This is a genomic window from Novosphingobium sp. fls2-241-R2A-195 (assembly GCF_030209485.1).
In the GTDB taxonomy this organism is placed as follows: Bacteria; Pseudomonadota; Alphaproteobacteria; order Sphingomonadales; family Sphingomonadaceae; genus Novosphingobium; species Novosphingobium resinovorum.
Genome location: NZ_JARVRY010000004.1, coordinates 223,962 through 247,530 on the forward strand (window position 1 = coordinate 223,962; position 23,569 = coordinate 247,530).

A 23,569-nucleotide genomic window follows, 5' to 3' on the forward strand; every position below is an offset into this window, starting at 1 on the left:
CCCCCTGAAGGGAGCGGGCGCCTGCGACTTCACCGGATCGATCAGTACTTCAGCGACAGCGTCGCGAAGGCCGAACGGCCTGGTGCGATAGTCGCGAAGTGGGTCGAGTAGGTCTTGTCGTAGTACTTCTTGTTGGTGAGGTTCTGGACGTTGGCCCGCAACGAGATGTTGTCGGTGATGCGAGCCGACGCCATTGCGTCGAAGCGCCAGTAGCTGGGAATCGAGCGGGTAACGTCATAGGTCACGCTGTTGAGAATAACCGTGCCGTAGCCGCCGTACTGCTTCGAGTTGTAGATCGCGCCGCCGCCGATCTGATAGCCGCCGGGAATCTCGAAGGTATTCCATGCGGTGAAGCTGTGCTTAGGCGTATTCGGGAACGCCTTGCCGTTGTTGACATTGCCGGTGCCGGCAAAGCCGATCTCCGAGTCCATGTAGGTATAGCCGCCGAAGACGCTCCAGAATGACAGCGGCTTGCCGTTGAAGCCCACTTCGACGCCCTTGATGTTGCGCTTGCCCTGGAACACCACCACGCTGTTGTCGGTGATGCGGGCATTGTCCGTATCGGTCTTGAACAGCGCGAGGTTAAGGCCGAATGCGTCATCGAAGAACGACCACTTCGTGCCGATCTCATAGGACTTGGTCACTTCGGCCTTCAGATCGAGCCCCGCAGCGAGGGCGTTACCTTCCGACCCTTCGCCCAGCATGCTGCCGGCAGGCGTGGAGGACTTGGCGATCGAAACGTAGACGCTGCCATTCTCCTTGGGCTTGAGCACGAGGCCGGCCTGGTAGTTGAAGAAGTGCTCCTTGTTGCTCAGGGCAACGCCAGTGGTCAGCGTTTTCGCGGTCGTGTCGTACCAGTCGTAGCGCGCGCCCAGGTTGAGCAGCAGGAAGTCGGTGATGGTCACCGTATCGGCTGCGTAAAGCGCGTAAGTCGTCGCTTCCGTCTTGGCGCTGGCAGCGCTCTTCGCGATGGGCACGATCGTGGTCCCGTCGGAAGATATGTTCTGCCACGGATCGTAGGGGTTGGGGTTGGTCAGGCTGGTGCAGTTGTAAGCCGCCTGCTGTGCAGCGCTGCAGCGTCCGGTTCCCGTGTTGACCGCAGTGACGTTGGTGCTGACGTTGTAAGTGCCGCGCTTGGACTGCTCCCAGCTGCTCTCGAAGCCGGTCGAGAACGAGTGCTCGATGCCGCCGGTCGTGAACTTGCCCGACAGATCGAGCTGGCCGACCATCGAGTCCACGTCGCTCCAGCGTGTGTTGGCGCGGCGCCAGACGAGGCCGTTCTGGACGTTGCCCTGGCTGTCGTCGGGCTGGGTGATGATGTAGGACTGCTTGACGTTGGCATACTTGCCGGTCGCGCGCAGGCGGATCGTATCGGACAGATCGTGCTCGGCGCGCATCAGCAGTTCATCGGTGTTGGTCTTGCGGAAGTCGCGGTTGGCCAACCCGTAGAAGGTGCTGCGCTTGACGTCGGCGGGCTCGATCTTCAGCAGGCTGGCGGAAGTCACTTGGGCAGCAGTGCGCTCGAACGGAATGCCCGGATCGGGAATGTCGTCGCTCTGCATGTGATAGTAGTTGATGAAGGCGCGGGTCGAGGTGCCCAGCCCGAGAGCTGCCGAAGGGGAGATGCCCCAGCGGTTGTAGGTCACCACGTCGCGCTTGGCGACGTCGGCATCGTGCCACATGCCGTTGATCCGCACCGCCGCCATGTCGCCGAGTTGGTAGTTCGCATCGATGGTTGCACGCTTGTAGTCGTCAGTGCCGTAGCTGAGATCGGCCTGTGCGGTGGTGCCGAGATGAGGCATCTTGCTGACGAGGTTCAGGCTACCTCCGGCGCTGCCACGACCGCCCATGGTGGAATCGCTGCCCTTGACGACCTCGATCTGCTCGATGGCGAAGATTTCGCGCGACTGCCCGCCGACGCTGCGTACTCCATCGATATACGTGCTGCCCTGAGCATCGAAACCGCGGATCAGTGGACGATCGCCCTGTGGGTTGCCACCTTCGCCTGCACCGAAGGTGATGCCCGGCACAGTGCGCAGCGCTTCCACGAACGTCGTCGAGCCGGTGTCCTGGATCACTTGCGACGGCACGACGATGACCGTCTTGGGCGTATCGAGCAGCGGCGCGGTGTACTTGGGCGAGTCTGCCTTGGGCGTGCGGTACGGAGTTTCTTCGATCGCGGTGTCGGAAACAGTCACGCCGCCAAGACTCCGCGCAGCGGGGTCGCCTTCGGCATCCTGTGCGAACGCCGGAGCGGCAGCGAACCCGACGCACGAAAGCGCAAGATAAGCAGGCGCAACGCGCGCCGATGATAGGCGAAGGCGAGACTTTGACACGTGAGAATCCCTCATGTTTTGTGCGCGCTGCTAATGCTAATGACTTGCGAGAAAAACAAGGGACAAAATTCAGCAACGTGGCAATTTATCGCAATCTTACAGCAAGATTTTGATTGAGGAGAATATCGCGGCAGCTTCAGTCCTTCTCATGCCTGATTATCTCCGCGAGATCGGTAAGGCGGCCGTCCGGATCAACATCGCAGGCGAGCGCCAAGCCCCGCAACACCTCGCCATGATCGGTCGCAATGCTCAGCGTCGCCGCGAGAGCCGGTATCCCGATGTCATGCGGAAATTCATGCGTTTCATAGGCCTGTCCCGTAAGACCAAGACCGGACAGCCAGCGATCCGCGTTATGGCGATGACAATCTGGCGACACAGCCGTCGCGGCCGGTCGATCTGCCTCCGCCATGCTGGCAAGTCGCGCCTCCGCCGGGTAAAAACTGCCTCCGCCGGTTACTTTTGCGGTCTTCAGCGGTTACCTCCTGTCTATGGAGCAACAAGCCCTCGTCTTCGCGCTGATCGGTATTCTCGGGATCGGCGCGCAGTGGATCGCCTGGCGTACTGGTTGGCCTGCCATCGCCCTCATGCTCGCCGCCGGTGTCCTTGCCGGGCCGGTGACCGGGCTGATCGTGCCGGAACGGACTTTCGGCGAACTTCTCGAACCCATGGTTTCGGTGGCGGTGGCGCTCATCCTGTTCGAAGGCGGCCTCAGCCTTAATTTCCGCGAATTACGCAAGACCGAGGGCGCCGTCACGCGGCTCATGGTCATCGGCATCCCGCTGGGCTGGGTGCTCGGCACCCTCGCCTGCTATTACGTGGCGGGGCTTGTCTGGCCGGTCGCGATCCTGTTCGCGGGGATTCTCGTGGTGACCGGGCCGACGGTGGTGATCCCGCTGCTGCGCCAGAGCAACGTCGCCCCGCGCCCGCGCGCGATCCTCAAGTGGGAAGCGATCGTCAACGATCCCTTCGGCGCGCTCTGCGCCGTCATCACCTACGAGTACCTGCGCCGCGTCGATGAAGGCGGCACCCTGCTCTCGGTCGTCGCCGCACTGCTGGGTGCGGCGGTGGTCGCCGGGCTCATCGGCTATGCCACGGCGCGCGCGATCGCCTGGGCCTTCCCGCGCGGCCACGTGCCCGAATATCTCAAGGCCCCGGTCCTGCTGGTGGCGGTGATCGGGACATTCGTGCTGTCCAACCTGATCCAGCAGGAGACCGGCCTGCTCGCCGTGACGGTGATGGGCGTCGCGGTGGCCAACATGCGCCTCGATTCCCTGCGCGACATTCACCCGTTCAAGGAGAATGTCACCGTCCTCCTCATTTCAGGCGTGTTCGTGCTCCTGTCGGCGTCGCTCAACTTCGAGGTACTGCGCCTGTTCGAGTGGCGCTTCATCGCCTTCCTCCTCGCGCTGCTGTTCCTCGTCCGCCCGGCAACGGTGCTGGTCGCGCTGGCCTTCAGCAAGATTCCGTGGAACGAGCGGTTGCTGGTCGCGTGGATCGCGCCGCGCGGTGTCGTTGCGGTCGCAGTCTCCGGCCTGTTCGCGTTGCGCCTCGATCAACTGGGATATGGCGATGGCAGCATCCTCGTCACGCTGTCGTTCTCCGTGGTGGTGGCGACGATCGTGGCGCACGGGTTCAGCATCCGGTACGTCGCGCGCTGGCTCGGCGTCATGGGCGCGCCGCAGAAGGGGCTGCTGATCGTCGGCAGCACGCCGTGGAGCCTGTCGCTTGCCCGCCAGCTCAAGTCGCTCGACCTGCCGGTGATGATTTCCGACGCCAGCTGGCAGCGCCTCGCCGCACCGCGACAGGCGGGCATTGCCACCTATCACGGCGAGATCCTGGCCGAGACGACCGAGGAACGGCTGGACCTCACGCAGTTCCAGGTGCTCGTCGCGACGACGGAGAACGAGGCCTACAATGCCCTCGTCTGTAACGAATTCGCGCCAGAGATTGGCCGCGATGCGGTGTACCAGCTCGGCGGCAGCGGCGATGACGAGGACCACCGCAGCCTCCCCGAAGCCCTGCGCGGACGCGCGATGTTCGCCGCCGGGCACGGCGTCGAGGAGATCATGGAGCGCGAGACGGCGGGCTGGACCTTCCGCAAGACGCGGATCAGCGAGCAGTTCGACTTCACCGATGCCCGCTCCTCGCTGCCGGACGAGGCGGATATGTTGTTCGTGCTCCGCAAGGACGGCCGTATCCGCTTCTTCACCCATGCGTCGAGGCCGACGCCGCAGGCGGGGGACATCGTGGTGTCCTACGGCCCCTCGCGCCATTCCGATCCCGACAACCCGGCCCAACCCCACAAAAAGGAGGCGACCGCATGAGAGGACTGAAACTTCCGGAAGGCGCAGCGCACTGGCTGTCCGCCGCCGCGATCGGGCTTGCTGTCAGCGCCTGCCAGCCCGGCAAGGCCCCGCAGGACGACCAGAGCGAAGCGGCGGCCGATGCCTCCGACGCGGTCGAGCCGGAGTTGGTAAAGAAGTCGATCATCCGCGCGGAGATTGATCCCGAACCTAGCGAAACACCGGTGCTGCAGCCGGAAACGATCGTCGTCCCCTTCCCCGCCACGGGTTCCGAGCCTGACGCGGCGGGCCTCGCGATGATCGACGATCTGATGACGCACCCTTCGTTCCGGGCTGGCGGCCCGATCACCATCTGGGGTCACAGCGATTCCAAGGGGTCCGATGAGCAGAACCTCGCCGCCTCGCGCCGCCGGGCCGAGGCCGTGCGCGGCTATCTGGTGAAGAACAACGTGCCGCGCGACCGCATCACCGTGATCGCCCTCGGCGAAGCGCGGCCGATCGCGCCGAACCGGAACCTCGACGGCACCGACGATATGGAGGGCCGGGCGAAAAACCGGCGGGTGGAGATCAAGGTCGATCTTCCCGCACCGCCGCAGGCCGAGGAAACCCCGGCCGCGAAGCCGGAGTAAAGCGGGTCAGACCGGTGCGATTTCGGTGACAGGCTCCACGTCAGCAAGGCTCTTGCGGAAGGCCGATCGGATCAGCCACGGCTCCAGAATTCGGCCGACGACGTAGAGCACCGTGAAGATACCGGCGAACACGAAAGCCGGATTGCGCGATTCCTTGAGCAGCCACGCGATGCCGAGGAACAGGAACGGCAGGAAGAAGCAGAACTGAAGGGTCGGGCTGTTCAGGTCGTAGCGCAGTTCGGCGCTTTGCCCGTTATCCTCCACCCACAACGCGCCGTGGTTGAAGATGGCCATCCGGTCCTGTGCGATCGGGTCTTTCTTGCTGAAGGCCAGGGTGTCGCCATCAATGCGGAAGGTCGTGCCGACCGCGCGAAACAAGTGGTCGAGGCGGGCGAAGACGTCCCGGGGCGCACGCCGCACATCGAGCGCTAGGGATCCCCGAACACGCCAGATCCGGTCTATGAAGGGAAGGTCCACGCGAAAGTCTCCCTTATTCGGCCGGGACGGCGGCGGGCTGGAAGCGAACCTGAATGGCGGACTTCGTGGTCCTCCAGGCTTCGGTGAAGGGGTAGGTCATCTGCTCGCGGATCGACATGCGGCGGCCGCCTTCCATGCCGAGGAGTTCCGCTTCGCCATCGACGCAAGTGCCGAACATGCGGTCGATGAAGATGTAGGTGCCCGCGTAGTTGCTGCGGCTCGCCTCGAAGTCCTGCGAGTGGTGGACGCTGTGGTGCTCGGTGGTGTTGAACAGGAAGCGCCACAGGCGCGGGGTGTTAAAGCGGACGTTGATGTGCTGGTACGTGCTCACCGCCATGCCGATCGCTCCGGCCAGCAGCGCGGCACGCGGCAGGAAATCGAAGAATCCGCCGATGCCGAGCCCGATCAGGAACAACTCGACCGGATTGCCGACCGCGCCCTTGTTGATGTTGAGCTGCGTGATGTAATGATGCACCGAATGGGTGAGCCATAGCGGATACCAGTTGTGCATGCCGCGATGCATCCAGTATTGCCCGAAATCGAAGATGAACGATATCAGGAACGCCTGAACAAGCAGGGGCATCTCCTTGAAATAGGCGAATTTCTCCCAGTCGAAAGCATGCTGGATGGCCCCGACCATGGCGTCGCTGCCGATGTGCTTGCCAGCATACTTGACCAGCGTATAGCTGATGCCGACGTAGAACAGGTCGGTGACCAGTTCCTTCCAGGTAAGCCGCCAGCTGTCGTGGCGCGGGTTCACCCATTCGAGGCAATAAAGCAGCGCCTTAAAACCGATCCCGATGCCGATCGCGGTCGAGGCCTTGGCGATGGAATCGGGTGCGCAGAGCCAGAAGGTCACCAACGCGATCAGCACTGCAGGCTGAAACCAAGTGAAGACGAACTGTTTCACCGGGCTGCCCTCTACGCGCGGGATGTTTTCCCAGCCCACCGTGACCGGCGACTGCGTGCCGATCAGCCTCTTGCCTACGCGAACTCCGTCCATATCACCCGCCCTCGTAATACCCGACCACCCACGTCGGTAATACTAAACTTTGATATGGTAATACCAAACCTTTGCGGCTGTCCATTCCCTCTTTGTGCACTGCAAAAATAATGTCACGAAATCCGGATTTCTGCCGTCTTCCGCTATACAAGTGGGCTCCGGCCCCGCGCATCGCCCTTTGCGCTGGCCATCACTCGGGCGGGAGCGGCACCGCACAAAGGCCCTTGTCGATCAACTGCCGCGCCGCGCGAAAGAGCAGTGGCTCATGTCCGGCCGCGCTGATCAACTGGATGCCCAGCGGCATAGCGAAGTCGCCCGCTAGCGGCAGCACCAGCGCGGGCAGCCCCATCAGGCTGATCGGCTGCGTGTAGATGCCAAGGTGGCTGCGAGCCGGGATCGTCTTGCCCTCGAACGTCATCACCGGATCGGCAATGGTCGGTGCGAAGCCCGGCGCGGCGGGGGTGAAGAGGACGTCGGCCAGCTCGAACTGGCGGCGCAGGCGCGCCTGAATCCAGCTCCGGAAACGCTGCGCGGCAAGGTAATCGTCGCTCGGCAACAGCAGACCAGCCAGCATGCGATCGCGCACCGGCTGCTCGAACTGCATCGGGTCGGCCTCGAGCGCGGGGCGGTGGAGGCTGGCGCCTTCCGCCGCGATGATGACCGAGGCCGCGGCGCGGGCGATCTCGGAATGCGGCAGTTCGAAACTGATGCGGCCGAGACGGCTCCAGAACGCATCGAGCGGTCCGCGCATCTCTTCGGAGATGTTGTCGTCGAACCAGCTCATCAGGCGGCCGAAGGAAATCTCGCCGCGCAAGGGCTCCTGCCGTTCGGGCGCGCCTTCGCGCAGGATCGTGCGGACCAGCGCCACGTCATCGAGATCGCGGCCGAGCACCCCCACGACGTCGAGGCTCTCGACGAAAGGATACATGCCTTCGCGCGGAAGGTCGCCGTAAGTGGGCTTGAGGCCGATTACCCCGGTCAGCCCCGCAGGCACGCGCAGCGATCCATTGGTGTCGAAAGCAAGGCTGAGCGGGACCACGCCAGTCGCCACCGCCACTGCCGAACCGCCCGCCGCGCCGCCTGCGACACGTTCGGGATCGTGCGGATTGCGGGTCGTGCCGTATTCGGCGTTCATGGTGACGAAGCCGTAGCCGAATTCGTCCATGTTCTGCGTGCCGACAAGCACCGCGCCCGCTGCTTCGAGCAGCGCGATCGCCTTGGAGTCACGGCTGGCGAACGCCGCATTGCGCCGTGTGCGCGACCCTGCGGTGGTGATCTCTCCGGCCACGTCGAACAGGTCCGCCACGCCGAAGGGCACGCCTGCCAGTGGGCCGGGATCGAGCCCAGCCTCGACCAGCTTGTCGACCGCCGCCGCCCGCGCCAGCGCACGCCGTCGCAGCAGCCGCGTAAAGCCGCTACACTCCCCGCCGAGTTGCTCGGCTTTTTCGAAGGCCAGCGTCGCCAATTGGACGGCGGAGATGTCGCCGCCGCGCACCTTGGCGGCCATGACGATAGCGGATAACGGCGCGAGGGACATGCTCAAGCCTCGAACCGCATGGCGCTGGCACTGCGTGGATCGAGCGCAAAGGCGCGCAAGGTGGCGACGTGGTCCTGCAGGACGATCAGGTTGGACAGGACGCCCGGCAAGCACTCCTCAGGAGCGGAAACGCCCGCCTCGGCCATGCGCGTGCGCAGGCTGCCCTCGCTCGGAGGTGCCGCTTTTCCGCTCGTTTCGGCCACCAGCATGATCTCCCTCGCTCGCCATCGATCGAAGGGCCACCCTTACAGTCTTGCGATCTAGCGGCAAGGGGGCCTTTACCCGAACCGATAGGCCGAGATGTCCGCCATCATGACGTTGTCACCGAACACCTTGTGTCCGGCCGAGGCCCCACCCGCCCCGGCCGCCACCATGAGCGGCAGCAGATGCTCCTCGCGCGGGTGCGACTGGCGGCCCGCAGGCGCCTCGGCCCAATGCGAAAGCAACGTTTCACGCTCTTTGGGCGTGGCTTCGACCGCTCCCGTCAGCCATTGGTCGAACACCGCCGAGGGGCGGGTCGCAGCCGGCGTGCGGAAACCGCGCATGTTGTGGTAGCTCATGCCCGAGCCGACGATCAGCACGCCCTCCTCGCGCAGCGGCTCCAACGCCTTGCCTGCGGCGATATGCTCGGCGGGATCGAGGTCCGCCTTGAGCGAAAGCGGCACGACCGGGATCGTAGCGTCCGGATCGACCAGCAGGAAGGGTACGAATACACCGTGATCGAAGCCGCGGGCGGGATCGGTGCGGGCGGGCAGGCCCGCACCCTTCAGCAGTTCCACGACGCGCTCCGCCAGCGCGGGGGAGCCCGGCGCCGGGTATTTCAGCTCGTAAGTATGCGGCGGGAATCCGTAGTAATCGTAGATCATCCCCGGCTCTACCGCAGTAGATGCGGTGAATGCCGACTCCTCCCAATGGCCCGATATCACGACGATACCCTTCGGCTTTTCTGGGAGTGTCGAGACGAGCGCGCGCAGCCACGCCTCGGTCTTGTCCCACGTGTCGGCGGGGCCGCCCATCACCGACCAGTCCATGAAGAAGCACGGACCGCCTCCATGCGGAATGAAAAAGGTGGGCATCTGCGTCGAGGAAACCGTCATGTCGGCCGTCTGAGCATTCATCTTGGCGAATCGTCCCTGGTTGATCTCGCGGGCAATTTTCGACCCCAAGGGTCGCTGGGTGCAAAGTCGGGTCGAGCGCGCTCTCGTGCAAGGACCCATAGTTGACGGCGCGCGAAGGAATTGTTGCGACGCACCTATAAACACTTGGGATCGGCACGCGGCGGGCCTTTACTCCGGCAATCGGAACCGGAGACCTGCCCATGCCGAGCGCTTCTACCCGCCTTGCGATCGCTGCCACTACCGGCAACCTCGTCTGCCTCACTGCCGCGATCAGCGCGACCTTCGGGACGTTCCTGGTGCCGATCTCGCAGGACCTGGGCTGGTCGCGCGCGGCGGTGTCGGGCGTGCTGGGCCTAATCGCGATCATCGCGGCGGCAAGCTATCCGTTGATCGGGCGCACCATGGACCGTGTCGGAGCACGACCCATGATCCTGGGAGGCAACGTGGCCCTCGCGCTGCTGGTGGCCAGCCTGTCGCAGACGAGCGGCAGCCTCTGGCTGTTCTACCTCCAGTACGGTCTCATCGGGCTGGCGGGCGCGACATGCGCCTCGCCGATGATCGCCAAGATCGTGTCGAACTGGTTCGACGCCCGGCGCGGACTGATGCTGGGGGTGACCGCCGGGATCGGCAACGGCGTCGGCGCGACCCTGATGCCGGTAGTGGCAGGCATCCTGCTGCCGCTGATCGGGTGGCGCGCGACGTACGGCGCGATCGGCGCGATCGTTCTGCTGCTGGGCTTTCCGATCATGTGGTTCTGGCTGCACGACACGCCCGGCCACGTCACCCGGCAGCCGGACGAACCGGAACGCGTGTTCGAGGGCATGACCTTGCGCGAGGCGGCATCCACCCGCCGCTTCTGGCTGCTGCTGATGGCTGTCGCAAGCGGCGCGGGCGGCATGACGGCGGTGTTCACCCATGTCGTGCCGATGATGACCGATCGCGGCTTCGGCCTTGGCCAGGCGACCGGCGTTGTCGCGACTTTCGCGCTTGTCACGGCGGCGTGGCAGGTGGTGACCGGCGGAATGCTGGACAAGCTGCGTACGCCGCTGCTGATCGTGCCGATGTATGCCGCCGCCATGGCGGGTCTTGGGCTTCTGCAGTTCGGACAGGGCGGTCTTGCCGCCACCGCCGCAGGCGTCCTGCTCGGTATCGGCATGGGCGCGGAATATGCGGCGTTGCCCTACTTCTGCTCGCGCTATTTCGGCCTCAGGCATTTCGGATCGATCAACGCGGTGCTCTACGCCGCCGTCATCCTGGCACAGGGACTGACCCCGGCGGCGATGGATCTCAGCTACGGGGCCACTGGCTCCTATAACGAGGCTGCACTGGCGATCATCGTGGTGCTGGGAGCGGGAATGGCCCTGCTGTTCTTCCTCCCTGGCATCGGTGCCGACGGGCGCACCCGCGTACGTCCGGTCAAGCCCGTTGCCTCCGGAGATCTTGCAATGGCGGCAGGTTGATGCTCAGGGGTATCCGCTGAGCGTACGGACCCGATCGATCGACGACAGGCTCTCTCCCACCCATCGGTCGAAAGCGTCGATGAGGGTCTGGGACAGTTCCACATAGTCCCCCGGCCGCTCGGACAGCGTGACGAAACCACGCTCCGCCGCACCCTTGAGCACGTTGCGGACATGGGTGCGGGAGACACCGCCCTGCCCGCCGGCCCGTGAATAGAACCCCGGCGCCGTGCGATTGTCCGGATTGCCGCGTACGGACTGCATCAGGATCATCAGCACCCGAAAGCCCACTGCCTCCTGCACGAAATAGTCCATCGGCGGGTTGGCGCTCATGATCTCGTTGGCGATCTCGAGCGTTCTTAGCCCGGCGATGCGGAAGGCCTTCTGGTAACTTGTCCGTCGTTCCAGCACCGGGCGGTAATCGACCTCCGGACGCAGCAGCGCGAGCGGTGCGTGGAATACCCCCAGCCATTCGCAATCGGCCGCGACCCCGCGCTCGGTGGCGCGCAGCAGCCGGGCTCGGCGATCCCTGGGGTCAGGCACGACATCCAGCAGCAGGTCCCGGCGCAAGTTGGCAACGAGATCGGCGATCCGCCTGCCGGGTGCTATACCCATGTTGGGCAGCACTTCGTTCAGCACTTGCATCGATACACCGCCCGCCGGATCGTCGGGATCGCGCAGCGCGTCGAGCGAGGCGATCAGCATGAACGTAACCCCCTTCTCGTATTCGATAAGCGTGCGCAGCCGAGCGTCGTCAATGTAAAGGCCTGCCAGCCCGTCGATGAGCAGCGCCTTGGCATCCTCGAAGCGCGGATGCGCGCGTACTTGCGCGATCGAGATATGCGTATCGCCGGCACTACCGGCCCTCCAGTTCGTGTCCATCAGCCCCTCGTCGCCGCAACAGCCCCCGACGAAGCCGCGGCGAGGCTTCGTTAACGATAAGCTAGTGGATTTTACGGATTTTCGTAGCCGTTCAAGCAGCGATGGCAAAAAAATGACCCGGTGGCCGATAAGGCCCCGGGTCAGGCTGAAAGGCGGATAAGTTCCGTCCTTCGGGTCGCCTCGGTCGGATACCCCGATGGAGCCGAAAGGCAACGGAACAATTCCGTAGTATTTCAGAGTCCTTGGCCACGTATCTTCAGGTCGGGTCGATGACGGTGCCCTTGCCCAAAAAGATGCGCCGCTCGATGCGTGCGTGGACGCCCAGCGTGCCGTCAACCACTTGCGTCACGCCGAAGTCGGCCGCCACGCTCATCAGTGAATAAGCGTCCTCCTTGCTCAGCCCTTGCTGCTCGTGGAGCAGGTGCAGCATGTCCATCGAACAGTTCTTCATCGCCTGATCGAGATCCTCGCCGAAGCCGTGGACGATCCAGTTCTCGGGCGTTTCCAGCAATGGAGAGGGGAAGGAAAAGTCCTTGCGCAGGATGATCTGGAACAGGCAGTCGAGCGACGCCTCGATCGCGGTGCCGCTGATCTCGCCGTCACCCTGGCTGACGTGGGGGTCGCCGATCGAGAACAGCCCGCCCTTGACCTGGCACTTGTAGAACATCGTCGAGCCCGCGCCGATGCGCCAGTTGTCGATGTTGCCGCCGTGCAGCCCCGGCGGGATGGTCGAGACCGGCGCGTCCACCGCCGGCGCCACGCCCGCCGTGCCCAGATGCGGACGGGCGGGGATGGTGATGCCGGGCAGCGCCGGGTGCCGGTCGCACACCGGGCAGTTGGTGATGGTGCCGGGGACGAGGTACTCGCCCGGGAAATCGTAGGCATAAAGGGCGTGGGCGGTGTTCGCGCTGGGGTCCAGCTCGTAGATCGTCACCCGCTCCTTCCTGCCGAACTCCTCATACAGATGCCCCCAGTTCGCCGCGAGGTTGGAGCCGTAGTTGTTGCGCGGCGTCATCTGGAGATAGCGCACCTCGATCATGTCGCCCGGCTCGGCGTCCTCGATGTAGATCGGGCCTGTCATGATGTGGACGCCGGGCGCGCGGCTGGTGGGATCGACCTCGCGGAAGATGCGCTCCACGCCTTCGTCGAACATCAGTTCGGGCGCATCGCCTGCATGGTGCGTGATCGCTTCGGCCTGCACCAGATCGCCACTTTTGATCCTGAGCGCCGGCTTGATCTCGGGCGAGAAGTAGCCCCAGTGGATCGTCTCCGGCGTGGCCTTGAGATGCCAGATCGCCGAGGGCCGCGTGTCCGCCTTCGCCGATGTCAGAGTGGTGACCGAAGCCATGCAGTGTCCTTTGTAGAGTGGAGGATCGACCGCTTCACTCTCCTCCGGGGGACGAAAAGGGTCTTGGCCGTCAGCGCACTGGTAGTTGGCGCAAGACGCGGCTCGTCGCCCTCGTCAACAAACCGGACGCCTGCCGCCAAGAGCCGCGCGCGCATCTGGCGCAGACCGTGAGGCACACGAAAAGGAAGCCAAGACCCATGCCCAACACCCTCATCTTCGTCGATCTGCCCGCCGATGACCCGGCCGCCGCAGGGCGCTTCTACGCCGAAGTCTTCGGCTGGCGCGACGATCATAAGCCCGAGGGCGTCTATCACCGCATGGTGCCGGGCGGCATGTTCCCCAATCCCGACGGCACCGACAGCCAGATCGGCAACCTGCATGTCGGCATCTTCGACCCCGCCAACGCCCGCCCGCACCCCGACGCCGAAGGCATCGCCCCGCGCGAAATCGCCGCAGAGGGCCGGAAACCGCGCATCTGGGTGCTCATCAGCGACGACGACACCCCCGAACGCATCCTTTCCGCCGCCGAGGAGCGCGGCGCCACGGTGCTGTGGCGCAACCACTTCTGGAGCACCTTCAACGGCCTCAACCACTGCTTCCGCGATCCCTGGGGCAACGAGATCCTGCTCTGGGGCAAGGCCGGAGATCCTCCCAGGATTCCAGACGATTACACCCGCGAGTAGGCTTTCTCGCAAATGCAATATTGCCTTCGCAGGTGCCGCATGCACAAATGCACCTGACGGCACTCAACGGCACCTAGCCTACCCATAACAGCACTCAGGATGGTCACATGCCCGCGCCAACCATGACGGACGACTTCATCGAATCCCTCTCCGCCTCTGCGGTGAATCTCGAGGACGCGGTGACGCTGCCGCCCTCGTGCTACACCTCTCAAGACTTCTACGAGTTCGAGAAGGACGCCCTCTATTACGCCGAGTGGCAGTGCGTCGGGCGCGAGGACTGGGTTCCGAATCCGGGCGATTACTTCACCACCCGCACCATCAACGAGCCGATCATCGTCTCGCGCAACCTGCAGGGCGAAGTGCGGGCGATGTCGGCGGTGTGCCAGCACCGCGCGATGCTGGTGGCCGAGGGCAGCGGGAACGCGCGCGGGTTCCTGTGCCCCTACCACCACTGGAGCTACTCGCTCGACGGCACGCTGGTGGCGGCCCCGGCGATGAACAAGACCTGCAATTTCGACCGCAAGGCCAACAGCCTGCCGCGCTTCGCGGTCGAGATCTGGAACGGCTTCATCTTCATCAACTTCGACGAGAACGCCGCACCGCTCGCCCCTCGCCTGACCGGCGTGGCCGAGGCGATCGCGGGCTACGACCTCGCCTCGGCCGAAGGCCCGAAGCCCGAGGAGGGCGCGCGGCTGCCGTGGAACTGGAAGGTGATGTTCGAGAACAACAACGACGGCTACCACGCCAGCCGCCTCCACGCCGGGCCGCTGCATGACTTCGTGCCGTCCGGCAAGGCCGAGTTCCCGCATTCCGAGCCCGAGGACGCCGGGTTCCTGCGCTTCAACGGCACGCTCCACCCCGACGCCAGCTTCAACGCCACCCAGCGCGCGGTGCTGCCGATCTTCCCGGGCCTTTCGGACGAAATGCGAAACCGGATGACCTTCGCCAACGTCCCGCCCTCGCTCAGCCTCATCATGATGAGCGACATGGTGATCTACCTGATCCTGCGGCCCGACGGCCCGGAATCGCTGGAGATGGACACCGGCCTGCTGTTCGCGCCGGGCGCGATGAAGGACCCGACGTTCGACCACAAGCTCGACATGAACATGCGCGCCACCGCACACATCATCGCGCAGGATTTCCACGTCGACGAACTGGTGCAGAAGGGCCTGCGCTCGCGCTTCGCCCCGCGCGGCCGCTATTCGTGGCAGGAAGGCGCGCAAGGCCAGTTCAACAAGTGGCTGGTCCACCGTTACCGCACTGCACACAAGCGATTGGCCTAGGCGTCTGGCGAAGCTCGAAAACGTTGGATAGGCTACGGTCATGACCTCGCCCGTCATTGCGAGCGGAGCGAAGCAATCCAGGGCAGCACCGCGCCGCCCTGGATTGCTTCGCTCCGCTCGCAATGACGGGAAATGGGGAAATGCCGGCGACGCGGCGCGTCGAACGGCAGGGACGCGAAGAAGGAATTTCCCGGCATGACCGGCGTGCGCTTGACCACCAATGCCTATCCCCATGACCAGCGATTGCAGGCGTGGCGTTTCGCATTGCAGCGCGTGTCGCTGGAACTCGAATCCGAGAACGAGGACATCTACGGAGACCTCGTCAGCTTCACCAGCGGGCAGAAGATCCAGTTCGTGCGCTGCACCGGCACCGCGCAGGCGATGACCCTCGATTTCGCGCAAGAGGCGCGCTGTTTCTGGCTCGTCCTCCTGCTCGAAGGCCGCATCGCCGCGTCGAGCGGGGACCGGGAAGTGGAAATTGGCGAGGGCGACATGGTCTACGGCGGCGGCGACACCCGCTGCCGCATCGCCATGGAAGGCGATTTCCGCCTGCTGATCGTCAAGGTGCCGCACAGCCTGCCCGCGCTCAAATCCCGCTCGCAGCTGCCGACCGAGATCAGCGACCTGATCGCCGACACCGCCGTCGGCCGCATGATGTCCAGCCTGCTGCGCACCGTCGCCGATACCATCCTCGACATTTCCGACGACCAGATCCGCCCGGTCGAACTGGCCCTGCCCGAAATGATCGCCGCCACTTTGCTCGACCGCGCCCCCGCCAAGCAACTCGGCGGCGCGGCGGGCGGCCGCGCGGCGATCCTGGAGCGGGTGTTCCAGTCGATCGAGATGCGGCTCTCCGACCCCAACCTCAACACCCACCAGATCGCCGCCGAGCACAACATCTCGCCGCGCTACCTGCAGAAGCTGTTCGAGAGCCACGGCGAAAGCTTCGGCCATTACGTGAAGCTGCGCCGCCTCGAGCGCTGCCGCCTCGATCTCGGCAGCCCGCTCCATGCGCAGCGCTCGATCTCGGAAATCCTTTTCCAGTGGGGCTTCAACGACAGCGCCTCGTTCAGCCGCGCCTTCCGCGAGCAGTACGGGATGAGCCCGCGCGAGTACCGCAAGTCCCCCGAGATCGCGACGAGCGCGGCCGAAACCCCGCGCCGCGGACGGCCCGAAAAGGCGCGCGACGTGCGCATGGACAACCGCGAGCCACCCAGCGTCCTCAGCGGACTGCCCAGCCTCGACGATGCCGCAAGATCGCGCCGCCACCACTTCCTGCCCGCACGGCCGGACACGATCCACTGGGGCTATTTCAGCCGTTCGCTGCAACCCGCGCTCGAAGTCCGCTCGGGCGACTACGTGACGATCGAGACGCTGACCCACCACGCCAACGACGATGCCGAGCGCATGATCGAGGGCGATGCGGGCGCGGAAGCCGTGTTCCACTGGACCGCAGAGGGCAAGGCGGTGGAGCGGCGCGGCGCCGGTCCATTCGACGCCTCGGCGCTGGGGCGCGGCCCCGGCGAGGGTTTCGGCGTCCACATCTGCACCGGGCCGATCGCGGTCGAGGGCGCCCGCCCCGGCGACGTGATCGAGGTCCGCATCCTCGACATGGAGAACCGCCCCAGCCAGAACCCGCTGTTCGCCGGGCGCGCCTTCGGCTCCAACGTCGCGGCCTACTGGGGCTATCACTACAATGACCTCCTGACCGAGCCCAAGCAGCGCGAGGTCATCACGATCTACGAGATCGACAACGAACCCGGCCGCGCCACCGCGCAGGCGGTCTACTCCTATCGCTGGACCCCGCAGACCGACCCTTCGGGCGTGGTCCACGAGCGCTACGACTATCCCGGCGTGCCGGTCGATCCCGAGACCATCATCCGCAACTTCGACGTGCTGCGCGACGTGACGATCCCGGTGCGCCCGCACTTCGGGGTGATCGCGCTGGCGCCCGCACATTCGGAACTGATCGATTCGGTGCCGCCCGCCAACTTCGGCGGCAATATCGACAACTGGCGGCTGGGGGCGGGGTCGAGCTGCTTCCTGCCGGTGGGGGTGCCGGGCGGGCTGCTGTCGATGGGTGATCCCCATGCCAGCCAAGGCGACAGCGAACTGTGCGGCACCGCCATCGAATGCTCGATGACGGCCGTGATCCAGGTCATTCTCCACCCCGCCAAGACCAGCCGCAAGTACATCCGCGACATCGATTATCCGCTGATCGAAACCAAGGACGAATGGGTGATCCTGGGCTTCTCGCACCCGGAATACCTCAAGGAACTGGGCGCCAACGCGCAGAGCGAGGTCTACAAGCAATCGTCGATCGACGCGGCGATGCGCGATGCGTTTCGCAAAGCGCGGCGGTTCCTGATGACCCTGCGCGATCTTACCGAGGACGAGGCGATCTCGCTGCTCTCGGTGGGGGTGGACTTCGGGATCAGCCAGGTCGCCAACGGCAACTGGGGCGTCCATGCGGTGATCCGCAAGAGCCTGTTCGCCGCCTGAAGCAGCGACCGTGCGCCCCGGTGGCGGCGCGCACGGTCGAGGCGGGGGGCGCGGCGTCAGCCGTTCGGGGGGACGAGTTCCAGCATCGCCGTGGTCGCCCCGCTGCGGCCGACCCATGCATTGCTGCGGGCAGCATCCTCGCGCAGCCGGGTCATGTTCCTTTGCGCATAACCCTCCGAATTGGCGAAGAGAACGCGCACGATATACTGTTGGTCATGCCCCACCCCGCGCGGCAGCGGGTGAAGCGTGGCGATGCGCTCCACCGCGCGCACCGTTGCGCGGTCGAGGTCGCCGTGACCCGAAGTCTTGTAGAGTTGGACTTGTGAAGGCACGCCGTCTTCGCTGCAATTGAACTTGACGGCGACGATGCCTTCGCTGGCCGGCATCGTGCCCATCGGAGCCGGATACCTGACCTTACGCTCGAATTGTCGGAACACGTTCTCCGACCAGTTCTGGACGCTCGGCGGCGCAATGACGGAAAGCGTATCGGTCTCGGTTTCTGCCCGGCCGCCACTCGGCGCTACGCACAAAGCAAGACCCACGACAGCGGCTGCAACAAACTTCTGCCTGTTCATTGGAGTACCCTCCCAATGCGTCTCACATCGACCTCAGACAAGCAATATATGGCGCGCAAGACGCAATTTTACATATTTTCAGGAAAAACGACTCGTTTATTGCGCGAACCCTGGGTCAATATTAAATCAAAATACGCACGCTGAGAGTCGACCAGATCACATAACGCGAATTAGTGTAGATCACTTTGCCTCGACATTGCTGCATATGCCGAGCGCCAGCATCAAAATCGCCATGGTTTCATGTGCATGCCGAGGGCTTGTCAGAAACGCCCTCATCCGAGATTATTTTGCAGCCACTGCCGTCGTCAGATGCATCCAGGTGTCGAATTGTCCTTGGAGCATCGCGAACTCCTCTTTGGCGTAGCCCAAGGCATCCTCTCCCAGCAGCAACACCAGCGGCGGCTCCGGCGCGGCGATGGCCGTCACGATCGCTTGCGCAATCATCATCGGATCGCTCGGCTCCTCGCCGTGATGGCCGGTCAGTACCTGCCGCGCGACGTGCGCAGTCCCGGCATAGTCGGCGATCGAGGGCTCGGCCCCCAGGAGCCGCGAGGCGGCGAACTCGGTACGCATGCCCCCTGGAGCCACGTTGGTCACCCTGATGCCGAGCGGCCCCACCTCCTGAGCCAGCGTCCTCCCGATGCAGTCGAGCGCGAACTTGCTGGCGCCGTAGATGCCGGTGCCGTTCCAGCAGGCCATGCCACTGATCGATCCGACATTGACGATGTGACCGGCCCTTCGCGCCCGCAAATGCGGCAGCGCAGCCTGGATCACCGCCAGCGAACCCCAGACGTTGACGTCGAACAGCGCCTTCGCGTCGTCGATCGGCGTTTCCTCGATGGCCCCGGTATAGCCGAGGCCTGCGTTATTCACGACCACGTCGAGGCCGCCGGTGCGCTCCTCGGCCGCATCGAACACCGCCTTCACCGCGCCGAGGTCCGTCACGTCGAGGACCATGCCGATGGCCCTCTCCCCCATCGCCTCGAAGGCGGCGACGGCATCGGCGTTGCGCACGGTGCCGACGACGGTATGCCCGGCGTCCAGCGCGGCTTGCGCAATGGCGCGGCCGAGCCCGGTGCTGACGCCGGTGATGAACCAGTTGCTCATGTCGAACTCCCTCACGAATACCCGGCGCACCTAGCGCGAGCACGCCGACGCATCTATGCCCCTCGCGCCCGATGCCTTGACCGGCGACAACAGCATGGGCGCAGGGTGACAAGAACCCCGCCGCGCCCCATTCTAGCCTTGGCCAAGATTTACGAGCAGGGGAGCCAGATGATCCAGAGCCAACCGCGTCCCGAGAGCTTCGGCCTCCCGTCCGACACCGGAGGGCGCGACCTCGGCATCTTCATGCCGATGGCGAACGGTGGCTGGATCCTGTCGAAGAACGCGCCCACGCTCGACGGGTCCTACGACTATAACCTCAAGGCCGCGCGGCTGGCCGAGGACATCGGCCTCGATTTCATAATGGCGATGGCTAAGTACCGCGGCTACGGTGGCGAGACGCAGCACTGGAACACGTCGCTGGACTCGCCGATGCTGATGGCGGGGCTGGCGCAGGCGACGAGCCGGGTGAAAGTCTGGGCGACCGTCCACACGATCCTGCAGAACCCCGCCGTCACCGCCAAGATGATCGCCACGCTCGATCAGATCAGCCATGGCCGCACCGGGCTGAACGTGGTGACCGGGTCTTATAAAGGCGAATTCTCGCAAATGGGCGCTTGGCCGGAGGGCGTGGACCACGATGAGCGCTATGTCCTCGCCACCGAGTGGATCAAGGGCATCAAGGCGCTGTGGACGCAGGATTCGGTGACGATGGAGGGCAAGTACTTCACCCTCGACGACTGCATGTCGAACCCCAAGCCACAGGCCCCGCCGTTCCTCGTCTGTGCGGGAACCTCGAAAGTCGGCATCGAATTCACTGCCAACGAGATGGACGCGCTGTTCCTTTCGGGCGGCAACGTCGAGGAACTGGCGAAAGCCAGCGCCGACGCCAAGGCGGAAGCAGCCGGGCACGGCGCGAAGATCCGTACGTACTCCATGATGACCGTGGTGTTCGGCGACACCGACGAGGCCGCCGAGGAAACCGCCGCTCATTTCCGTGCCGGTTTCGACGAGGAAGCTCTCCACGGCATGATGCGTGCCTACGGCTTCCTCGATAGCGAGATCGGCAAGGAAAACGCCTTCACCCAGAAGGCCCGCTCCACCTTCATGACCCCGCACGTACTGGGCACGCCGGAGACGGTGACGGCGCGCCTGTCGGAGATTTTCGAGAAGACTTCGCTCGACGGGCTGATGCTGATCTTCCCCGACTATCATGCCGCGCTGCCGACCTTCGGCGAAAAGGTGCTACCCATCTTGCGCGAGCGCTTCCCGAGCCGGATGGAACCCGCGCATGGCTGACTTGCCGCACATCGACCCCGCCGGGATGATCGCTCCCGCCCGCACTGCCCTGATCGTGGTGGACGTGCAGGTCGACTTCGCCGCGCCCGAGGGCCTGATCGGTCGCTTCGGCATCGACCTCACCCCGGCCGAGGCCGCGATCGACCGGATCGAGATGCTCATCGCCGCCGCCCGCGCGGCCGGAGTTACGGTAGCGTTCATGCGCGTGATGACGCGCCCCGAAACCGATTCCGAGGCGCTGAAAACGCTGATGGCCCGGCGCGGTACGCCCGGCGAGGAAGGCATCTGCCGGATCGGCAGCGGCGGCGAGGACTACTATCGCCTGTTCCCCCAGCCGGGCGATATCGAGATATCCAAGCTGGTCTATTCCAGCTTTCACGGCACCGATCTGGAACAGCAACTTCGCGCGCGCGGGATCGACACGTTGGTGATGACCGGCCTCACCACCGAGTGCTGCGTCGATTCCACCACGCGCGACGCCTTTCACCGTGACTTTCATACGTTCGTGGTGTCCGACGCCTGCGCCGCCTACGAACCGGACCTTCACGCCCACGCGCTCAAGGCGCTGGCCGCGAATACCTCGCTGCTGGTGACCACCGACGCGGTCATGGCGGCGTGGAGCGCATGAACACCCTCTCGACGACGTGGGCCATGGATGCCATCTTGCTCAGCGTGGAGAGAAGTGTCGGCACCGCGCTTGTGTCGATACGCATGATTGTACTCAGCCGGTGGCCGGTGCCGAGAAACACCGCCACCTCCACCCGCCCCGCCACAGGGATCATACCAAGATGAACACCCGTCTGCTCGTCATGATCGTGCTTCAGGCTTTGTGCCTGATGTACTTCCTGCTCTCGGCGGGGACGTTCAACTCGCTGGGCATGGTGCTGCCCTCGATGGTCGAGGCGTTCGGCATGACCTGGGCGCAGGCGGGCTTCGGCTTCACCCTGCTGGGCACGGCTTGCGGGATCGTCAGCCTCGCCCCCGCGCTGACGATCCGCAAGCTCGGCATCGGGCGCACGCTGGCGGCGGGGACGGTGATCCTGTTCGTGGCCTTCTGGCTGCTCTACACCTCGACCGGCGTGATGGGCTACTATCTGGGCACCACGCTGCTCGGCATCGGCTACTGCTTCTGCGGGACCGTGCCTGCCGTGCATATCCTGTCGAGCAGTTTCCGGCGCCGCTCGACGGTGCTGGGGCTCTACTTCACGATCGGCAACCTCGGCGCCGTCGCCGGGCCGCTGCTGTGGTACGGATCGCAGAGCGCCGGGTTCGACTGGCGCTTCTACTGGCTGCTCTTCGCCGTGGCCTCGGTCGTCGTGGGGGGCTTTTGCACCCTCACCGCCGGACGCCTGCATATCGCCCCGCCGGAGGAACAGGCCACCTCCCCGGATGCGCCTGTCGAATGGACCGTGCGCCGCGCGCTCGGGACCGTGCAGTTCTGGGTGGTGGTCCTCGCCTATACCGCGTGTCTCGCGATCAACACCACCACGCACGGTTTCGCCTACCAGCACTTGATGGAGCACGGCATCGCGCAGGACCGCGCCTCGCAGCTCATCAGCCTTGCGGCTCTGGTCTGCGCGATCGGATCGGCACTGGCGGGCATCGCGGGCGAGAAGACCAGCGCGCGGACGTTGACGATGGTTTCGCTGGGGTGCCTGGGAGTCTCCGCCGCCACGCTGGCGATGATCGACGGACCGATCTCGCTGATGCTGTGGATGGTGACGTTCGGCGGTGGGCTGGGCTTCAGCTACGTCAGCACCGTCATGCTGCTGCAATCCTATTTCGGACAACGCGCTTCGCTGGAACTCTATTCGATCATGATGGCGGTATCGACCTCGGCCGCGATCGGCCCGGCGCTGGGCGGCGCGGTCAAGGACCAGACTGGCAGCTTCTCCGGCATCTTCCTCGGCCTTGCGGTGCTGAGTGCGGTACTGTTCTGCGCTGTCGCGATCCTGCGCAAGCCGGGCGAGCGCGGGGTGCAGGCTGTGCAGGTCGTGGCGGCGGAGTAAGGAACTTTAAATCGTCATTGCGAGCGTAGCGAAGCAATCCAGGGCAGTCTTGAGCCGCCTTGGATTGCTTCGCTACGCTCGCAATGACGAAGTGTGAGGGTGCGGCAACCCGATGTCTTCGTACTCTACCCGATCTCCGACCTTAGCGGCATCGACGGCGCGGCACCCCTGCACCCTACCGAGAGCGACGCCGCAGCGTTAGCCAGTCGCAGCGCTGCTTCCAGACCCACGCCCTGATCGATGCAGGCGGCGAGCACGCCGCAGAAGCAATCCCCGGCGCCGCTGGTATCGACGACCCGCTCGGCCGGAACCGCAGGCACGAACGTCGCACTCTCCACCCCGATCGCCGCTGATCCCAGCGCGCCGAGCGTCACCACAACAGTCTGATCCGGCCGCGCCAGGAGGCGGCGTGCCACGAGCAGATCGTCGAGCGTCTCCGGCTCGCGATCCAGCGCAAGGTAGTCGGCGAACTCAGTCTGGTTGAAGATCATCATGTCCGCCATGCCGAACAGCCGCGCGCCCGCCGGGATGGCCGGAGCGGCGTTGACGATCCTGCGGACATGCGCGGCCGCATCGCTGGCGAACAGCGCGGCGATGGCGTCGATATCGGTTTCCAACTGGACGAGCAGCACCCGCGTCGCCGCGTCGATCGCACCGAGCGCGACCTCGGCGCGTGCCAGGAGGTTGGCCCCGGCCTCGACCGCGATCATGTTGTCGCCGCCGGGTTCGATCAGGATCGTGGCGCGACCGCTGCCCTGCCCTGCCAGCACCTCGACATGCGCGGTATCGACGCCGTCGCGGCCAAGCGCCTCCAGCAGCAGGCGCCCCGCCGCATCGTCGCCGACCGCTCCCGCCATGCGCGTTACCGATCCGAACCGCGCCGAGGCTATCGCCTGGTTGAGCCCCTTGCCGCCGACCGCCTGCGCGCTGTCCTCCACCAGCAGGGTCTGCCCCCAGGCGGCCTTCGCCGGCAGGCGCAGCGCTATGTCGAGATTGAGGGAACCGAAGACCGTGACGCTCATGC

The 23,569-nt window shown here is 65.0% G+C and carries 21 protein-coding genes; 9 read left to right on the forward strand and 12 right to left on the reverse strand.

Features of this window, described 5'->3' with window-relative positions:
- Positions 1 to 41 precede the first annotated feature (41 nt).
- A complete protein-coding gene (locus QRN25_RS04040) occupies positions 42 to 2,198 on the reverse strand; it encodes a TonB-dependent receptor (RefSeq protein WP_350224235.1) in 2,157 nt (718 codons plus the stop codon).
- A gap of 274 nt (positions 2,199 to 2,472) precedes the next feature.
- A complete protein-coding gene (locus tag QRN25_RS04045) occupies positions 2,473 to 2,745 on the reverse strand; it encodes a hypothetical protein (RefSeq protein WP_285017586.1) in 273 nt (90 codons plus the stop codon).
- A 79-nt stretch (positions 2,746 to 2,824) separates the two neighbouring features.
- Between QRN25_RS04045 and QRN25_RS04050 the strand changes: the two genes are divergently transcribed.
- Together QRN25_RS04050 and QRN25_RS04055 are read left to right on the forward strand one after the other, a co-directional pair.
- On the forward strand, positions 2,825 to 4,660 hold the full coding sequence (locus tag QRN25_RS04050; RefSeq protein ID WP_285017587.1) for a cation:proton antiporter: 1,836 nt from the start codon (positions 2,825 to 2,827) through the stop codon (positions 4,658 to 4,660).
- Positions 4,657 to 5,268: an OmpA family protein gene (locus QRN25_RS04055; RefSeq protein WP_285017588.1), complete on the forward strand. Its 612-nt coding sequence runs from the start codon at positions 4,657 to 4,659 to the stop codon at positions 5,266 to 5,268. Before QRN25_RS04050 ends, QRN25_RS04055 begins: the two co-directional genes overlap by 4 nt.
- Positions 5,269 to 5,274: 6 nt before the next feature.
- Here QRN25_RS04055 and QRN25_RS04060 read toward each other — a convergent pair whose 3' ends face one another.
- The 5 genes from QRN25_RS04060 to QRN25_RS04080 form a co-directional block, all read right to left on the reverse strand.
- Positions 5,275 to 5,745, reverse strand: a complete 471-nt coding sequence (locus QRN25_RS04060) for a hypothetical protein (RefSeq protein ID WP_285017589.1) — start codon at positions 5,743 to 5,745, stop codon at positions 5,275 to 5,277.
- A 13-nt stretch (positions 5,746 to 5,758) separates the two neighbouring features.
- Positions 5,759 to 6,748 (reverse strand): sterol desaturase family protein, encoded by a 990-nt coding sequence (locus tag QRN25_RS04065; protein ID WP_285017590.1) that lies wholly within the window; start codon positions 6,746 to 6,748, stop codon positions 5,759 to 5,761.
- A 190-nt stretch (positions 6,749 to 6,938) separates the two neighbouring features.
- The gene (locus QRN25_RS04070; protein ID WP_285017591.1) at positions 6,939 to 8,285 is read right to left on the reverse strand and encodes an AtzE family amidohydrolase; all 1,347 of its coding nucleotides are present in this window, start codon (positions 8,283 to 8,285) and stop codon (positions 6,939 to 6,941) included.
- A 2-nt stretch (positions 8,286 to 8,287) separates the two neighbouring features.
- Positions 8,288 to 8,494, reverse strand: a complete 207-nt coding sequence (locus QRN25_RS04075; RefSeq protein WP_271182815.1) for a hypothetical protein — start codon at positions 8,492 to 8,494, stop codon at positions 8,288 to 8,290.
- Positions 8,495 to 8,563: 69 nt separating this feature from the next.
- Positions 8,564 to 9,403 (reverse strand): DODA-type extradiol aromatic ring-opening family dioxygenase, encoded by an 840-nt coding sequence (locus QRN25_RS04080; protein ID WP_285017592.1) that lies wholly within the window; start codon positions 9,401 to 9,403, stop codon positions 8,564 to 8,566.
- Between the two features lie 200 nt (positions 9,404 to 9,603).
- Between QRN25_RS04080 and QRN25_RS04085 the strand changes: the two genes are divergently transcribed.
- Complete coding sequence (locus tag QRN25_RS04085; RefSeq protein ID WP_285017593.1) at positions 9,604 to 10,863, forward strand: MFS transporter; 1,260 nt, start codon at positions 9,604 to 9,606, stop codon at positions 10,861 to 10,863.
- Between the two features lie 3 nt (positions 10,864 to 10,866).
- Here QRN25_RS04085 and QRN25_RS04090 read toward each other — a convergent pair whose 3' ends face one another.
- Both QRN25_RS04090 and QRN25_RS04095 read right to left on the reverse strand, forming a co-directional pair.
- Positions 10,867 to 11,742, reverse strand: a complete 876-nt coding sequence (locus tag QRN25_RS04090) for a hypothetical protein (RefSeq protein ID WP_285017594.1) — start codon at positions 11,740 to 11,742, stop codon at positions 10,867 to 10,869.
- A gap of 256 nt (positions 11,743 to 11,998) precedes the next feature.
- Positions 11,999 to 13,090 (reverse strand): acetamidase/formamidase family protein, encoded by a 1,092-nt coding sequence (locus QRN25_RS04095; protein WP_285017595.1) that lies wholly within the window; start codon positions 13,088 to 13,090, stop codon positions 11,999 to 12,001.
- A gap of 197 nt (positions 13,091 to 13,287) precedes the next feature.
- On the opposite strand from QRN25_RS04095, the gene QRN25_RS04100 reads away from it, so the two are divergent.
- From QRN25_RS04100 to QRN25_RS04110, 3 genes are all read left to right on the forward strand, one after another.
- Positions 13,288 to 13,773, forward strand: coding sequence for a VOC family protein (locus tag QRN25_RS04100; RefSeq protein WP_285017596.1), 486 nt, complete (start codon positions 13,288 to 13,290; stop codon positions 13,771 to 13,773).
- Between the two features lie 107 nt (positions 13,774 to 13,880).
- A complete protein-coding gene (locus tag QRN25_RS04105; protein WP_285017597.1) occupies positions 13,881 to 15,056 on the forward strand; it encodes an aromatic ring-hydroxylating oxygenase subunit alpha in 1,176 nt (391 codons plus the stop codon).
- Between the two features lie 195 nt (positions 15,057 to 15,251).
- A complete protein-coding gene (locus QRN25_RS04110; protein ID WP_285017598.1) occupies positions 15,252 to 17,558 on the forward strand; it encodes an acetamidase/formamidase family protein in 2,307 nt (768 codons plus the stop codon).
- A gap of 56 nt (positions 17,559 to 17,614) precedes the next feature.
- Here QRN25_RS04110 and QRN25_RS04115 read toward each other — a convergent pair whose 3' ends face one another.
- A complete protein-coding gene (locus tag QRN25_RS04115) occupies positions 17,615 to 18,133 on the reverse strand; it encodes an energy transducer TonB family protein (protein WP_285017600.1) in 519 nt (172 codons plus the stop codon).
- 282 nt (positions 18,134 to 18,415) lie between these two features.
- The gene (locus QRN25_RS04120) at positions 18,416 to 19,240 is read right to left on the reverse strand and encodes an oxidoreductase (RefSeq protein WP_285017601.1); all 825 of its coding nucleotides are present in this window, start codon (positions 19,238 to 19,240) and stop codon (positions 18,416 to 18,418) included.
- Positions 19,241 to 19,408: 168 nt separating this feature from the next.
- On the opposite strand from QRN25_RS04120, the gene QRN25_RS04125 reads away from it, so the two are divergent.
- The 3 genes from QRN25_RS04125 (at position 19,409) to QRN25_RS04135 (ending at position 22,545) form a co-directional block, all read left to right on the forward strand.
- Positions 19,409 to 20,536: an LLM class flavin-dependent oxidoreductase gene (locus QRN25_RS04125; RefSeq protein WP_285017602.1), complete on the forward strand. Its 1,128-nt coding sequence runs from the start codon at positions 19,409 to 19,411 to the stop codon at positions 20,534 to 20,536.
- Positions 20,529 to 21,164, forward strand: a complete 636-nt coding sequence (locus QRN25_RS04130) for a cysteine hydrolase family protein (protein WP_285017603.1) — start codon at positions 20,529 to 20,531, stop codon at positions 21,162 to 21,164. Before QRN25_RS04125 ends, QRN25_RS04130 begins: the two co-directional genes overlap by 8 nt.
- Positions 21,165 to 21,324: 160 nt before the next feature.
- Entirely contained in the window at positions 21,325 to 22,545 is a 1,221-nt protein-coding gene (locus tag QRN25_RS04135) for an MFS transporter (protein ID WP_285017604.1), read from the forward strand.
- 125 nt (positions 22,546 to 22,670) lie between these two features.
- Here the strand turns inward: QRN25_RS04135 and QRN25_RS04140 are convergent, their stop codons facing one another.
- A complete protein-coding gene (locus tag QRN25_RS04140; RefSeq protein ID WP_285017605.1) occupies positions 22,671 to 23,567 on the reverse strand; it encodes a ribokinase in 897 nt (298 codons plus the stop codon).
- Between the last annotated feature and the right edge of the window lie 2 nt (positions 23,568 to 23,569).

What these genes read in the sequence shown, in the direction of transcription:
- QRN25_RS04045 (WP_285017586.1), bottom strand. Translation starts at nt 2,745, where the DNA reads ATGGCGGAGGCAGATCGACCGGCCGCGACGGCTGTGTCGCCAGATTGT.
- QRN25_RS04050 (WP_285017587.1), top strand. Translation starts at nt 2,825, where the DNA reads ATGGAGCAACAAGCCCTCGTCTTCGCGCTGATCGGTATTCTCGGGATC.
- QRN25_RS04055 (WP_285017588.1), top strand. Translation starts at nt 4,657, where the DNA reads ATGAGAGGACTGAAACTTCCGGAAGGCGCAGCGCACTGGCTGTCCGCC.
- QRN25_RS04065 (WP_285017590.1), bottom strand. Translation starts at nt 6,748, where the DNA reads ATGGACGGAGTTCGCGTAGGCAAGAGGCTGATCGGCACGCAGTCGCCG.
- QRN25_RS04070 (WP_285017591.1), bottom strand. Translation starts at nt 8,285, where the DNA reads ATGTCCCTCGCGCCGTTATCCGCTATCGTCATGGCCGCCAAGGTGCGC.
- QRN25_RS04075 (WP_271182815.1), bottom strand. Translation starts at nt 8,494, where the DNA reads ATGCTGGTGGCCGAAACGAGCGGAAAAGCGGCACCTCCGAGCGAGGGC.
- QRN25_RS04080 (WP_285017592.1), bottom strand. Translation starts at nt 9,403, where the DNA reads ATGAATGCTCAGACGGCCGACATGACGGTTTCCTCGACGCAGATGCCC.
- QRN25_RS04085 (WP_285017593.1), top strand. Translation starts at nt 9,604, where the DNA reads ATGCCGAGCGCTTCTACCCGCCTTGCGATCGCTGCCACTACCGGCAAC.
- QRN25_RS04090 (WP_285017594.1), bottom strand. Translation starts at nt 11,742, where the DNA reads ATGGACACGAACTGGAGGGCCGGTAGTGCCGGCGATACGCATATCTCG.
- QRN25_RS04095 (WP_285017595.1), bottom strand. Translation starts at nt 13,090, where the DNA reads ATGGCTTCGGTCACCACTCTGACATCGGCGAAGGCGGACACGCGGCCC.
- QRN25_RS04100 (WP_285017596.1), top strand. Translation starts at nt 13,288, where the DNA reads ATGCCCAACACCCTCATCTTCGTCGATCTGCCCGCCGATGACCCGGCC.
- QRN25_RS04105 (WP_285017597.1), top strand. Translation starts at nt 13,881, where the DNA reads ATGCCCGCGCCAACCATGACGGACGACTTCATCGAATCCCTCTCCGCC.
- QRN25_RS04110 (WP_285017598.1), top strand. Translation starts at nt 15,252, where the DNA reads ATGACCGGCGTGCGCTTGACCACCAATGCCTATCCCCATGACCAGCGA.
- QRN25_RS04115 (WP_285017600.1), bottom strand. Translation starts at nt 18,133, where the DNA reads ATGAACAGGCAGAAGTTTGTTGCAGCCGCTGTCGTGGGTCTTGCTTTG.
- QRN25_RS04120 (WP_285017601.1), bottom strand. Translation starts at nt 19,240, where the DNA reads ATGAGCAACTGGTTCATCACCGGCGTCAGCACCGGGCTCGGCCGCGCC.
- QRN25_RS04125 (WP_285017602.1), top strand. Translation starts at nt 19,409, where the DNA reads ATGATCCAGAGCCAACCGCGTCCCGAGAGCTTCGGCCTCCCGTCCGAC.
- QRN25_RS04130 (WP_285017603.1), top strand. Translation starts at nt 20,529, where the DNA reads ATGGCTGACTTGCCGCACATCGACCCCGCCGGGATGATCGCTCCCGCC.
- QRN25_RS04135 (WP_285017604.1), top strand. Translation starts at nt 21,325, where the DNA reads ATGAACACCCGTCTGCTCGTCATGATCGTGCTTCAGGCTTTGTGCCTG.
- QRN25_RS04140 (WP_285017605.1), bottom strand. Translation starts at nt 23,567, where the DNA reads ATGAGCGTCACGGTCTTCGGTTCCCTCAATCTCGACATAGCGCTGCGC.